Source organism: Helicobacter pylori, from assembly GCF_030323545.1.
GTDB classification, from domain to species: Bacteria; Campylobacterota; Campylobacteria; order Campylobacterales; family Helicobacteraceae; genus Helicobacter; species Helicobacter pylori_CO.
Genome location: NZ_CP122954.1, coordinates 554,214 through 568,246, shown reverse-complemented (window position 1 = coordinate 568,246; position 14,033 = coordinate 554,214). Strand labels below are relative to the sequence as shown.

The window sequence follows — 14,033 nt, the reverse complement described above, 5'->3', positions numbered from 1 at the left end:
AAAAAACAAAATCACTTTTAAGACTAAATCATGTTAGAATTATACTTGAATTTACACTTAGTTTAGTTTATTTCTTAATACAAAAGGTAGGCGTTTTGAAACATTCAACCCCACTCACTCACACCCTTTTTAAAGCCTTATGGCTAGGCGCAACCTTAAGCGCATCTTTAAGTTTAGCCGCAACAGAAAGCCCCACTAAAACAGAGCCTAAGCCCGCTAAAGGGATTAAAAACAAGCCCAAATCGCCCGTTACTAAAGTCATGATGACCAATTGCGATAACCTTAAAGACTTTAACGCTAAGCAAAAAGAAGTCTTAAAAGCCGCTTATCAATTCGGCTCTAAAGAAAATTTAGGCTATGAAATGGCAGGCATTGCATGGAAAGAATCATGCGCAGGGGTTTATAAAATCAATTTTTCCGATCCGAGCGCGGGCGTGTACCATTCTTATATCCCTAGCGTTCTAAAAAGCTATGGGCATAACGATAGCCCCTTTTTGCGTAATATGATGGGGGAATTGCTCATTAAAGACGATGCGTTTGCTTCTGAAGTGGCTTTAAAAGAGTTGCTCTATTGGAAAACACGCTACCATGACAATCTAAAAGACATGATTAAATCTTACAACAAGGGCAGTCGTTGGGAAAGGAGCGAAAAGTCTAACGCTGAAGCTGAAAAATATTACGAAGAGATACAAGACAGGATCAGGCGTTTGAAAGAATCTAAAATCTTTGATTCGCAGTCTAATAATGACCAAGAATTGCAAAAAAGCGCTAATAGCAACCTGGATTTAGACCCTATCGGCAACGCCATGCCCCAAGCCTTAAGCGCCAAAGAAACTCAAACAGAAGAAACCCAAGCAGAAAAATCCCAAGAAACACAAGAGGCAACTAGCGAGCCAACAACCAGTAAGCCAGAAAAAGCAAAAGATAAACCCATGTATTTGGCTCAAACCAACAGCACTGATTTTACACCCGCTAAAAAAAGCCCCAAAAAACCGGCTAAAGTGGGCCAAAAACGCTCCTCCAAAAATAATATAAATAATATTAAAAATAATGTAAAAAGCAACACCAAAACCGCTTCCAAAAATGCTTCCAAAAATAAAGAAGTGTGCAAAAATTGCTCTCCAGGGCAAAGGAATGCGATTTTAGCTAACCACATCACTCTCATGCAAGAGCTTTAAAAAGTCCTAAAAATGGCGCAAAAAACTCTTTTGATTATCACTGATGGCATTGGGTATCGTAAAGATAGCGATCATAACGCTTTCTTCCATGCTAAAAAACCCACTTATGACTTGATGTTTAAAACCTTGCCTTATAGCCTGATTGATACGCATGGCTTGAGCGTGGGCTTACCTGAAGGGCAAATGGGGAATTCTGAAGTGGGGCATATGTGCATTGGGGCTGGTAGGGTGCTGTATCAAGATTTAGTTAGAATTTCTTTAAGCCTTCAAAACGATGGATTAAAAAACAACCCCGCTTTTTTAAACACGATCCAAAAAAGCAAAATGGTGCATCTTATGGGTTTAATGAGCGATGGAGGCGTGCATTCACACATTGAGCATTTTATCGCTTTAGCTTTAGAGTGTGAAAAATCCCGTAAAAGAGTCTGTCTGCATTTAATCACCGATGGGCGCGATGTGGCTCCTAAAAGCGCTTTAACTTATTTAGAAACCATGCAAAATATCTGCAATGAAAACATTCAAATCGCTACCATAGGCGGCCGTTTTTATGCGATGGATAGGGATAATCGCTTTGAAAGGATTGAACTTGCGTATCATAGTTTAATGGGGCTTAATCACACGCCTTTAAGCCCTAGCGAATATATCCAAAGCCAATACGATAAAAATATCACTGATGAATTTATTATGCCCGCTTGTTTTAAAGATTATTGCGGCATGCAAGATGATGAAAGCTTTATTTTTATCAATTTCAGGAATGATAGGGCTAGAGAAATCGTGAGCGCTTTAGGCCAAAAGGAATTCAGTGGCTTTAAACGCCAAGCTTTTAAAAAACTCCATATCGCTACCATGACGCCTTATGACAACACTTTCCCCTACCCTATTTTATTCCCCAAAGAAAGCGTTCAAAACACGCTCGCTGAAGTGGTGTCTCAACACAACCTGACCCAAAGCCATATCGCTGAAACTGAAAAATACGCGCATGTAACCTTTTTCATCAATGGCGGAGTGGAGACGCCTTTTAAAAATGAAAACCGAGTGCTTATCCAAAGCCCAAAAGTTACCACTTATGATTTAAAGCCTGAAATGAGCGCTAAAGAAGTAACCCTTGCGGTGTTAGAGCAAATGAAACTAGGCACGGATTTGATCATTGTGAATTTTGCTAATGGCGATATGGTAGGGCATACGGGGAATTTTGAAGCGAGTGTCAAAGCGGTAGAAGCAGTGGATGCATGTTTATGGGAAATCCTTTCACTAGCTAAAGAATTGGATTACGCCATGCTTTTAACAAGCGATCATGGGAATTGCGAGCGCATGAAAGATGAAAACCAAAACCCCTTAACCAACCACACCGCCGGGAGCGTGTATTGTTTTGTTTTAGGAGATGGAGTCAAATCCATTAAAAACGGAGCCTTAAACAATATCGCTAGCAGCGTGTTAAAACTCATGGGCCTTAAAGCCCCAGCAACGATGGACGAACCCCTATTTTAAATTAAAGGAAAAGAATGCAAATTGATGATAAACTATTGCAACGCTTAGAAAAATTGAGCATGCTAGAGATTAAAGACGAACATAAAGAGAGCGTTAAAGGCCATCTAGCGGAGGTTTTAGGCTTTGTAGAAAACATTTTCGCTTTAAAAACTAGTGCGCTAAAAACAGATACAGAACTATGCACCCCTTTAAGAGAAGACGAGCCCAAAAGCCAACCTAACATCGCCAAAGAGATTTTAAGCCACAACAAACACAGCCAGGATCATTATTTCGTTGTGCCTAAAATCATTGAATAGGCTTTATTGAACAGGTTTCATATCAAGTTAAAAACTTTTGAAATCAAACAGACAGAAAAAAGCTATCGCTTGATCCAATTCAAGCTTTTTACTATTTTATTTTTAAAAGCGCTTTCAGCCTTTTTTTAACTCATCAAGAATTTCCACTAGCCCTACAACCGCCTTGTTGATTTCTTCATGCGTGATAATGTAAGGGGGCATGAGGTAAATGGTGTTGTTTAAAGGGCGCAATAACAAGCCTTTGGTTAGAGCTTTTTTAAAAACCGCCAAACTCAAACGCTCTTTGGTTTGAATGAAGACTTCAAAGGCAAAAACCATGCCCAAATGCCTTAAATCAGACACCACTTGTTGCTCTATCAAAGGTTTTAACGCGTTTTGGAGTGCGTTAAAAATAAACCCGCTTAAAGCCTTGTTCTTTTCAATAACATTTTCTTTTTCAAAAATATCCAGCGTGGCGTTCGCGCATGCGCATGCCAGGGCGTTTCCTGTGTAGCTGTGCGAATGCAAAAACGCTTTATTTTCTTCATAGGGGGCATAAAATTGGTTATAGATTTCATTGCGGGTTAATAGCGCGCTTAAAGGCAAATACCCCCCACTAATCCCCTTAGACAAGCATAAAAAATCAGGCTCAATCTCGCATTGTTCATAAGCAAACATGCTTCCTGTGCGCCCAAACCCGGTAGCGATTTCATCAAAAATAATGTGGATATTTTTTTGCTTGCACAATAAAACGGCTTGTTTTAAATATTTTGCGCTATAAATATGCATGTTCCCTGCACATTGCAAAAGAGGCTCTGCAATGAAAGCGCAAATTTCTTCATGACGCTTATCCAACAAACGCTTTAAAGCGTTCAAACTATTTTCTATTTCATGGTCGTTTTTAGGCACGGGTGTGGTGAGATTTTTGAGTAATAGTGGGGTGTAAGTGTCTTTATAAAGTTTCACATCGCCCACGCTTAACGCTCCCAAAGTCTCGCCATGATAGGAATTAGAGAGCGATAAAAAAAGCTTTTTGTGGCGCGTTTGATTCTTTAAAAAATGGGCGTGATAGCTCATTTTCAAAGCGATTTCAATACAAGATGAGCCGTTATCCGCATAAAAGCATTTGTCCATATGAGTGAGCTGGCAAAGCCTTTGAGAGAGCGTGATGATGGGCTTATGACTAAAAGAAGCCAAAAGGACATGCTCCAAACTATCAATTTGATTTTTAAGCTGCTGGCTGATGTAGGCGTTATTATGCCCAAAAAGATTCACCCACCATGAGCTGATTAAATCCATGTAAGCGTTATCATTAAAATCATAGAGGTAAATCCCTTGAGCCTTTTTAATGGGGATAATGGGGAAATTTTGATGCTCTTGCATTTGCGAGCAAGGGTGCCAAAGATATTCCAAATCCAAAGTGGCTAAATTTTCTTGAAAATTCATGTTAAAAACTCTCTATAATAAGGATAATTTTAATAACCTTTGGTTAAAATAAGGTTATTTGATTTTACTATAAGGTTGTTTAAACCTGAATTTCACATTTTTGATTTTTTAAAAGGGATTAGAGTTCTTATGATTGAATGGATGCAAAATCATAGAAAGTATTTAGTGGTTACAATATGGATAAGCACGATCGCTTTTATTGCCGCCGGAATGATAGGCTGGGGGCAATACAGCTTTTCTTTAGATAGCGATAGCGCTGCCAAAGTGGGACAGATCAAGATTTCTCAAGAAGAATTAGCCCAAGAATACCGCCGCCTTAAAGACGCATATGCTGAGTCTATCCCTAATTTTAAAGAACTCACTGAAGATCAAATCAAAGCCATGCATTTAGAAAAAAGCGCTCTAGATTCGCTCATCAATCAAGCCTTATTGAGAAATCTTGCTTTAGATTTAGGGCTTGGCGCTACAAAGCAAGAAGTGGCGAAAGAGATCAGAAAAACGAGCGTTTTTCAAAAAGATGGCGTTTTTGATGAAGAATTGTATAAAAATATCTTAAAGCAAAGCCATTACCGCCCCAAGCATTTTGAAGAAAGCGTTGAAAGGCTTTTAATCCTTCAAAAAATCAGCACTCTCTTCCCCAAAACCACTACCCCTTTGGAGCAATCTAGCCTATCGCTTTGGGCAAAATTGCAAGACAAATTAGACATTCTTATCCTAAACCCTAATGATGTTAAAATCTCTCTTAATGAAGAAGAGATGAAAAAATATTACGAGTCCCATAAAAAGGATTTTAAAAAGCCCACGAGCTTTAAAACACGCTCTTTGTATTTTGACGCTAGTTTGGAAAAATCCGATTTGAAAGAGTTGGAGGAATACTACCATAAAAACAAGGTGTCTTATTTGGATAAAGAGGGGAAATTACAGGATTTTAAAAGCGTTCAAGAGCAAGTCAAGCATGATTTAAGCATGCAAAAAGCGAATGAAAAAGCCTTAAGGAGTTATGTCGCTCTAAAAAAAGCGAACGCGCAAAACTACACCACGCAAGATTTTGAAGAAAACAACTCCCCCTATACTGCTGAAATCACGCAAAAACTCGCCACTCTCAAGCCCCTTGAAATCCTAAAACCAGAGCCTTTTAAAGATGGTTTTATTGTAGTGCAGCTTGTCTCTCAAACCAAAGACGAATTGCAAAATTTTGATGAAGCTAAAAGCACTCTTAAAACCCGCTTGACTCAAGAAAAAACCCTTATGGCGTTGCAAATTTTAGCTAAAGAAAAGCTTAAGGATTTTAAAGGCAAAAGCGTGGGCTATGTAAGCCCTAATTTTGGAGGCACTATTAATGAGCTTAACCAAGAAGAAAGCGCTAAGTTTATCAACACCCTTTTTAACCGCCAGGAAAAAAAGGGGTTTATCGCTATTGGCGATAAAGTAGTGCTCTATCAAATCACAGATCAAAATTTCAACCACTCATTTAGCGCAGAAGAAAGCCAGTATATGCAGCGTTTAGTCAATAACACTAAAACGGATTTTTTTGATAAAGCGTTGATAGAAGAATTGAAAAAACGCTATAAGATAGTCAGATACATTCAATAAATGCAAGGGGAAATCATGGAACATAAAGAAATCGTTATAGGGGTTGATATAGGCTCTAGAAAGATTTGCACGATAGTGGCTGAATTTAAAGAAGGGGTTTTGCGCATCATTGGCACGGCCCATCAAGACTCCAAAGAAATCACTTCAAAAGCCATTAAAAGAGGGCGTATCAATAGCCTTTCTCACGCTTCTAGCGCCATTAAAGAAGTGATCAATAACGCTAAAAAAATGGCAGGTTTGAATGCTGATGGCGATAAAAACAACCCCATGCCCCATTTTGGGGAATACCACCCTAAAACTAAAGCGATCGTTTCTTTTTCTGGGGCTTATACTGAAAGCATTAGAGATGTTACCGGTGTAGCGAGCACTAAAGATAATGTGGTAACCATTGATGAAATCAGCCGCGCTATCAATAACGCATGTGCTAAAGCAGGCTTGGATAACGACAAACACATTTTGCATGCCCTCCCCTATCGCTTCACTTTAGACAAACAAGAAGTGAATGACCCTTTAGGAATGAGCGGGACTCGCTTGGAAGTCTTTATCCACATTATCTATACAGAAAAAAACAACATTGAAAATTTAGAAAAAATCATGATCCAATCTGGGGTAGAGATTGAAAACATCGTGATCAATTCTTATGCAGCCTCGATTGCCACCTTGTCTAATGACGAAAGGGAATTGGGCGTGGCTTGCGTGGATATGGGCGGAGAGACATGCAACCTTACGATTTATAGCGGCAATTCCATACGCTATAACAAATACTTACCCGTAGGCTCCCACCATTTAAGCACGGATTTGTCGCACATGCTCAACACCCCATTCCCTTACGCTGAAGAAGTTAAGATCAAATACGGGGATCTTTCTTTTGAAAGCGGCGAAGAAACACCCTCTCAAAATGTCCAAATCCCTACCACTGGATCAGATGGCAATGAAAGCCATATAGTGCCGCTTAGTAAAATCCAAACTATCATGAGGGAAAGGGCTTTAGAAACTTTTGAAATCATCCACAGGAGCATTCAAGATAGCGGCTTAGAAGAGCATTTGGGTGGGGGCGTTGTTTTGACCGGCGGGATGGCTTTAATGAAAGGGATCAAAGAGCTGGCTAAAGCCCATTTCACTAATTACCCCGTGCGTTTGGCCGCTCCTATGGAAAAATACAATATCATGGGCATGTTTGAAGACTTGAAAGATCCTCGCTTTTCAGTCGTGGTTGGCTTGATTTTATACAAAGCAGGGGGGCATACCAATTACGAAAGAGACTCTAAAGGGATTATCCGCTACCATGAAAGCGATGATTACACAAGAGTAGCCCATCAATCAAGCCCTACCCCCCATATCCATTCATCGCCCACAGAAAGGAATTTGAGCGATTTAAAAACCTCTAACGCTCCTTTAAACACCGCTAAAAACGATGACTTCTTGCCTATAAAACCCACCGAACAAAAAGGTTTTTTTAAAAGTTTCCTTGATAAGATTTCCAAACTCTTTTAAGATACAGCCATTTCTTTATGCGATAAAAACGCCTTGATAGTTATCAAAAGCCAGAAAACATGGTATAATCCTTTAGCTATTTATCAAAGTTTAAGATTTGCAAAAATCGTATCTCAAGGGGAATGTGGCTATGGTTCATCAATCAGAGATGGAAAATTATAATATTGGTCAAGCGAGCATTGAAGAAGTAAGCGATCCAGCTTATAAAGGGGCTAAGATTGTCGTCATCGGTGTTGGAGGTGGGGGGTCTAACATGATTAAACACCTGGTTGAATACGGCGTGCATCAAGATGTTACACCCATTGCAACAAACACTGATGGCCAACACCTCAAAAACAATCCCGCTCCGGTTAAAATCCTTTTAGGCAAAGAATCCACTGGAGGTTTAGGCGCTGGGGGGGTTCCTGATATCGGCAGAAAAGCCGCTGAAGAAAGCGCTAATGAAATCAGAGAAGCGATTAAGGACGCCAAATTAGTCATTATCTCTACAGGGCTTGGAGGAGGGACTGGGACTGGAGCCACCCCCACTATCGTTAAAATCGCAAAAGAAGTGGGAGCGCTCACGATTGCTATCGTTACTAAGCCTTTCAAATACGAAGGGAGTCAAAAAAGAAAGAGGGCTGAAGAAGGATTGAAAGAATTGGAGCAATCTAGCGATTCTATTTTGGTTATCCCTAACGACAAAATCCTTCTCACCATGAAAAAAAACGCTAGCACCACAGAATGCTATAGGGAAGTTGATGATGTCTTGGTTAGGGCTGTGAGTGGCATTTCTACCATCATCACTAAACCCGGTAATATCAATGTTGATTTTGCCGATTTAAAGAGCGCTCTTGGTTTTAAAGGCTTTGCGTTAATGGGTATTGGTGAAGCCACTGGCGAAGGTTCTGCTAGAGCAGCGGTGGAAAATGCGATCCAATCGCCTCTTCTTGATGACGCTTCTATTGAAGGGGCTAAGAGCATTATTGTCTTTTTTGAGCACCACCCTGATTATCCTATGATGGCTTATTCTGATGCATGCGATTTTATTCAAGAACAAGCCCATCAAGATGTTGATGTGAAGTTTGGCCAACACACGAGCGAGAATATCCCCATTGATCATGTGCGCGTTACTATCATTGCGACCGGTGCTGAAAGAAACAGCGGTGGAGCGAGTTTGGAATCTATCGCTACGCCCTCTCAGCCTATGGTGAAACAAACAAGAAAAGTGGGTAATGGCGAGTATTTAAAGATCCCTACTGAAGAAGAGCTATCCATACCCACAACCATGAGGATTCAGCAAGATTAATTGCAAGTCTCGCTTTTCTCCCCTATTTTTATAGGGCTATAATAAAGCGGTTTGTTAGGTTCGCTCTCATTTGTTTTTTAGAATAAATTAAAAAGCTTTGATTTTAATGGGTGTGCTAGTTTTTAGAGCGTTTGGGGGATTTTAAAGTGCTTTAAAGGGGGAAATTATCCCAAAAACACCCCATAGTTAATGAAGCGCTAGAAACTCATTTGGCAAAAACCAAGGGCTTTCATGCTTGCGTAAATTCATAAACTCCGTTATAAATTTGAGAAGTCAATGCATTTTTGATTTGATTGAGGAGCTTCACATCTCATCAAATACAGATAATATTTGTCCCATCAAAATAATTGATAGTAGCAGTGATTTTATCAGACAAGTCATCACTTTCTTTGATAATCTTTTTTCAAAAGATCGCACGCATCAGTGAAAAACTCTCGCTCATCGGCTTATGAGTTTTCTAACACGCTCGCAATAGTGCATTTGGAATTATTTGCACCGATGAAAATGTTTTTAAAATCGCTTGATGTGGGTTACTCCTTTAAAATTCAAGTATTACTGCAATCGCCTCACACCAATCACTTAGAAGAGTCTTGATTTTTAATAGCAATATCTAGCTTGTTGAAAGGGATTTCAATGTGGTTAGCGTCTAGGGCGTTTTTGATGCGTTCAATGAGTTCGCTGCGCACATTAAAGATCCCGTCTTCAATCTTTGCCCAAACTCTAATGGTGAAATTCAATGAGCTGGATCCAAAATCCGTGATTCCAATAAAAGTGGGCATGTTTTTATCAATTTTATCCATTGCATCAATAACATCTTTTATCGTCTTATGCACCAGTTCAATATCGCTCCCATACCCTACCCCACAAACCCATTCAATGCGCCGGCATGCAGTGTTATTGCTATTGATAATATTAGAATTAGCGACACTTCTATTGGGCAAAACCGCCAAACGCCCGTCATGCAAGCGTAAAGAGGTGTTAAAAAAATTAAGTGCTTCTACTTTGCCCTCTAGGCCAGAGATTTCAATGATGTCTCCTTTTTTGAAAGGGTGTAAAATGATAAGGATTATCCCTCCAGCAATGCTTGAAAGATAATCTTTTAAAGCCAACGCCACAGCAATCCCCACCGTTCCTAAAACAGTGATAATAGAGGTGGTTTGCACGCCTAGCGTGCTGAGCGCAATGATTGTGGTGATGATAAGGATTAAGATAAAAATAACCTGCGCGACAAAATTCGCTAAAATCTCATCCTTTTTGGATAAAAGTTTTATGGTTTTGTTCCGTAAGAAAAACGAAAAATAAAAACCTATACAAAAGACAATGACAGCCTTGATCAAGATTATCCCAAAATGCTTTGCCTGCGGAAAAAAATCCACTAACAGCGTTTTAATTTCATCCATAAATTTTTCCTTGCAAATCACAAAATCGCTAGAAACGACAAGATAACTTATCCTATCGTTATGTAGCTAGTTTTGACATGTTAGCATGTTTAGGACTAACTTTATTATCACAACTCAAACGCTCAATCTAACGCCTTGGATTTTAAATTTTATTTTATGATTTTAGATTTTATTTTATTGTCAAACTCGCTTTCTTAAATCTCTAAAAGACTTTGAATAAAACCCCTAAAACCCAAAAGTAAACCAACAACACTGAAACTAAACACCAAACAAACAAAACAATGAGTCAATAATAAAATTAAATAAAAAGCAAGACTAAAAAACATTTCCCTATCCCTGCACCGACCTACATTCCCACTCTTGAAAAGAGCAGTATTATCAGCGATGAAGAGCTTGACTTCCAGGTTCGGAATGGTTAACTGGGTAGTTCCTCTTCTCTAAAGGCACAAGGAAAAGGGAGCTAAAGATAAAACGCATTTACCCTTAACTCCCCTTTCTCTTTATAAGGAGCTGTTTTTAGAAGGTAGTTAATAGCTCTTTAATTAAAACAAGTTAGATTTTATCTTGTTTCTCATTAAAGTTTAATCGTATAAAAGTCTTTATAAAACTCCAACTCTCTTACACTCAGTAAGGCAGTGGTAACTTATCCATGCTCTATTGCCGTTATCTTATCAAAAAGCAAAAAACAAGCCAAACGCTCTATTAGTAGTAGTCAGCTAAACGCATTACTGCGCTTACACATCTACCCTATCAAGCACATAGTCTTTGTGCGAGCTTCAGGGAAAGTTTATCTTGGAGTTGGCTTCCTGCTTAGATGCTTTCAGCAGTTATCACATCCGTGTGTAGCTACCCAGCGATGCTCTTGGCAGAACAACTGGTGCACCAGTGACACGTCCATCCCGGTCCTCTCGTACTAGGGACAGCTCTCCTCAACTTTCCTACGCCCACGGCAGATAGGGACCGAACTGTCTCACGACGTTCTGAACCCAGCTCGCGTACCGCTTTAAATGGCGAACAGCCATACCCTTGGGACCTGCTCCAGCCCCAGGATGCGATGAGCCGACATCGAGGTGCCAAACCTCCCCGTCGATGTGAGCTCTTGGGGGAGATCAGCCTGTTATCCCCGGGGTACCTTTTATCCTTTGAGCGATGGCCCTTCCACACAGAACCACCGGATCACTATGACCGACTTTCGTCTCTGCTTGACTTGTATGTCTTACAGTCAGGCTGGCTTGTGCCATTACACTCAACTTGCGATTTCCAACCGCAATGAGCCAACCTTTGCAAGCCTCCGTTACTTTTTAGGAGGCGACCGCCCCAGTCAAACTACCCACCAAGCATTGTCCTGCCTGTGGATAACACAGGCCAGTTAGCTAACAGAAACATCAAGGGTGGTATCTCAAGGATGGCTCCATAAGAGCCAAAGCCCTTACTTCAAAGCCTCCCACCTATCCTGCGCATGATATTCCCGTTAGCAGTGCTAAGTTGTAGTAAAGGTCCACGGGGTCTTTCCGTCTTGCCGCGGGTAGGAGGAATTTTCACCTCCACTACAATTTCACTGAATCTCTGGTTGAGACAGCTCCCATCTCGTTACGCCATTCATGCAGGTCGGTATTTAACCGACAAGGAATTTCGCTACCTTAGGACCGTTATAGTTACGGCCGCCGTTTACTCGGGCTTCAATTCAACGCTTCATCTTGCGACTGACGCATCCTCTTAACCTTCGAGCACCGGGCAGGCGTCACACCTTATACTTCCTCTTACGAGTTGGCAAAGTGCTGTGTTTTTGGTAAACAGTCGGGAGGGACTCTTTGCTGAGACCGCATTGCTGCGGCACACCTTATCGCGAACTTACGGTGCTAGTTTGCAGAGTTCCTTAACCAGAGTTCTTTCACGCGCCTTAGAATACTCATCTCATCTACCTGTGTCGGTTTGCGGTACGGACGACTATGGATATGCTTAGAGGCTTTTCTTGGCACGACGGTATCAGCGATTCTCCCTTTGTCCTGAAAGGACTCAAAGAGCCTGTTTGGGTTTCAAATACAGAGGTGGATTTGCCTTCCCTCCAATCTACGCCCTTAGACTAGCGCTTCCATCAGCTAGCTCGCTTAACCCTATGCGTCCCCCCATCACGCTCCATAGTCGGTATTGGAATATTAACCAATTTGCCATCACCTACCCCTTTCGGACTCGGCTTAGGACCCGACTAACCCTACGATGACGACCATCGCGTAGGAAACCTTAGATTTACGGCGGATACAATTCTCATATATCTTATCGTTACTCATTCCTGCATGCTCACTTCATACCGCTCCAGCACTCCTTACCGGTATACCTTCAACGCTGGTATGAACGCTCTTCTACCACTGTGTTTAACACAATCTACAAATTCGGTGTCTATCTTAGCCCCGTTATATTTTCAGCGCATGACCACTAGACCAGTGAGCTGTTACGCTTTCTTTAAAGGATGGCTGCTTCTAAGCCAACCTCCTGGTTGTTTGAGTAGCCACACATCTTTTTCCACTCAGAATAGAACTTAGGGACCTTATTTGGTAGTCTGGGTTGTTCCCCTTTTGACGATTGATTTTATCACCCACCGCCTGACTCCCAAGATACGATAAAAGGTATTCGAAGTTTGATAGGGTTTGGTACCGCGGCGAGCAGCCCTAGCCCAATCAGCGCTCTACCCCCTTTTATTATCACTTGAGGCTATACCTAAATATATTTCGAAGAGAACCAGCTATCACTAAGTTTGTTTGGCCTTTCACCCCTATCCACAGCTCATCCCAACCCGTTTCAATGGGTACGAGTTCAGTCCTCCACGCGCTATTACACGCGTTTCAACTTGGCCATGGATAGATCACTTAGCTTCGGGTCTGCAGCATCTGACTTGTTCGCCCTATTAAGACTCGCTTTCGCTACGGCTTCGCATTCGCTTAACCTTGCCAGATACCACAACTCGCAGGATCATTATGCAAAAGGCAGTCCATCACCCTGATAAATCATAGGGCTCTGAATGATTGTAAGCAGATGGTTTCAGGTTCTATTTCACTCCGCTCACTGCGGTTCTTTTCACCTTTCCCTCACGGTACTTGTTCGCTATCGCTCAAAGAGTAGTATTTAGGGTTGGAGAGTGGTCTCCCCGGCTTCAACCTGGATTCCTCGTGTCCTGGCCTACTCTGGATACTGCTACCTGAAAACGCCTTGTCGCATACAAGGCTATCACTTTCTATGGCTTACCTTTCCAGGTAACTCTGCTAAAGCGTTTTCTTGGATGTTGCAGTCCTCAACCCCGAATGCAAGCACTCGGTTTGCCCTTTTCCCCGTTCGCTCGCCACTACTTAGGGAATCTCGTTGATTTCTTTTCCTCTAGTTACTGAGATGTTTCACTTCACTAGGTTCGCTCTCTAAATTAGAGTAACTAATATCTCTATTAGTTGGGTTGCCCCATTCGGACATCTACGCATCAAAGCTCCTTGACAGCTCCGCATAGCTTATCGCAGTCTAGTACGTCCTTCATCGCCTCTCTTTGGCAAGGCATCCGCCATCTGCTCTTAAAAGCTTGTTTTAAATTTTAAAATATCCTTTAAAACCCGCCCTTTTATAATGAATAACGACAATTGCACGAATATTCTTCAGCGCTACCACTGCCTTAATGAATATAAGACAGAGTTATTGTAGTTTTAACTTTACTTTTACATAGGCTATTAACAATGTTAAATCAAATAACTTCGTTTTTCTTTAAAAACCTGCTATAATCGTTCTGTTAAACCCTTTAAAGAAGACTAAAAATGCTTGATCCCTAATCTTTATTTAATGACCAAGTTTTATCAGCTGGTAAGCTTTTTATGCTTTAAAGCTTTTTAGCTTT

Annotated in this window: 8 protein-coding genes and 2 rRNA genes; 6 read left to right on the top strand and 4 right to left on the bottom strand. The window is 41.0% G+C overall.

What is annotated here, in order from left to right:
- Positions 1-95: 95 nt before the first annotated feature.
- From QAP06_RS02760 to gatC, 3 genes are read left to right on the top strand one after another with little or no spacing between them, the layout of a single operon-like run.
- Positions 96-1,178 (top strand): hypothetical protein, encoded by a 1,083-nt coding sequence (locus QAP06_RS02760; RefSeq protein WP_286466406.1) that lies wholly within the window; start codon positions 96-98, stop codon positions 1,176-1,178.
- Between the two features lie 12 nt (positions 1,179-1,190).
- Positions 1,191-2,666, top strand: coding sequence for a 2,3-bisphosphoglycerate-independent phosphoglycerate mutase (gene gpmI, locus QAP06_RS02755; protein WP_286466404.1), 1,476 nt, complete (start codon positions 1,191-1,193; stop codon positions 2,664-2,666).
- A 14-nt stretch (positions 2,667-2,680) separates the two neighbouring features.
- Positions 2,681-2,962, top strand: coding sequence for an Asp-tRNA(Asn)/Glu-tRNA(Gln) amidotransferase subunit GatC (gatC, locus tag QAP06_RS02750; RefSeq protein ID WP_286466398.1), 282 nt, complete (start codon positions 2,681-2,683; stop codon positions 2,960-2,962).
- A gap of 114 nt (positions 2,963-3,076) precedes the next feature.
- Here the strand turns inward: gatC and QAP06_RS02745 are convergent, their stop codons facing one another.
- Entirely contained in the window at positions 3,077-4,387 is a 1,311-nt protein-coding gene (locus tag QAP06_RS02745) for an adenosylmethionine--8-amino-7-oxononanoate transaminase (protein ID WP_286466392.1), read from the bottom strand.
- A 129-nt stretch (positions 4,388-4,516) separates the two neighbouring features.
- On the opposite strand from QAP06_RS02745, the gene QAP06_RS02740 reads away from it, so the two are divergent.
- From QAP06_RS02740 to ftsZ, 3 genes are all read left to right on the top strand, one after another.
- Positions 4,517-5,980, top strand: a complete 1,464-nt coding sequence (locus QAP06_RS02740; RefSeq protein ID WP_286466388.1) for a peptidylprolyl isomerase — start codon at positions 4,517-4,519, stop codon at positions 5,978-5,980.
- Positions 5,981-7,474, top strand: a complete 1,494-nt coding sequence (ftsA, locus tag QAP06_RS02735; RefSeq protein ID WP_286466382.1) for a cell division protein FtsA — start codon at positions 5,981-5,983, stop codon at positions 7,472-7,474. It abuts the gene before it with no gap.
- Positions 7,475-7,604: 130 nt separating this feature from the next.
- Complete coding sequence (ftsZ, locus tag QAP06_RS02730) at positions 7,605-8,762, top strand: cell division protein FtsZ (RefSeq protein ID WP_286466381.1); 1,158 nt, start codon at positions 7,605-7,607, stop codon at positions 8,760-8,762.
- A 575-nt stretch (positions 8,763-9,337) separates the two neighbouring features.
- Here the strand turns inward: ftsZ and mscS are convergent.
- The 3 genes from mscS to QAP06_RS02715 form a co-directional block, all read right to left on the bottom strand.
- Positions 9,338-10,162 (bottom strand): small-conductance mechanosensitive channel MscS, encoded by an 825-nt coding sequence (mscS, locus tag QAP06_RS02725; protein ID WP_286466377.1) that lies wholly within the window; start codon positions 10,160-10,162, stop codon positions 9,338-9,340.
- A gap of 333 nt (positions 10,163-10,495) precedes the next feature.
- A 5S ribosomal RNA gene (gene rrf, locus QAP06_RS02720) occupies positions 10,496-10,613 on the bottom strand.
- A gap of 230 nt (positions 10,614-10,843) precedes the next feature.
- Positions 10,844-13,730: ribosomal RNA gene (locus QAP06_RS02715) — 23S ribosomal RNA — on the bottom strand.
- Between the last annotated feature and the right edge of the window lie 303 nt (positions 13,731-14,033).

What these genes read in the sequence shown, in the direction of transcription:
- gpmI (WP_286466404.1), top strand. Translation starts at nt 1,191, where the DNA reads ATGGCGCAAAAAACTCTTTTGATTATCACTGATGGCATTGGGTATCGT.
- gatC (WP_286466398.1), top strand. Translation starts at nt 2,681, where the DNA reads ATGCAAATTGATGATAAACTATTGCAACGCTTAGAAAAATTGAGCATG.
- QAP06_RS02745 (WP_286466392.1), bottom strand. Translation starts at nt 4,387, where the DNA reads ATGAATTTTCAAGAAAATTTAGCCACTTTGGATTTGGAATATCTTTGG.
- QAP06_RS02740 (WP_286466388.1), top strand. Translation starts at nt 4,517, where the DNA reads ATGATTGAATGGATGCAAAATCATAGAAAGTATTTAGTGGTTACAATA.
- ftsA (WP_286466382.1), top strand. Translation starts at nt 5,981, where the DNA reads ATGCAAGGGGAAATCATGGAACATAAAGAAATCGTTATAGGGGTTGAT.
- ftsZ (WP_286466381.1), top strand. Translation starts at nt 7,605, where the DNA reads ATGGTTCATCAATCAGAGATGGAAAATTATAATATTGGTCAAGCGAGC.
- mscS (WP_286466377.1), bottom strand. Translation starts at nt 10,162, where the DNA reads ATGGATGAAATTAAAACGCTGTTAGTGGATTTTTTTCCGCAGGCAAAG.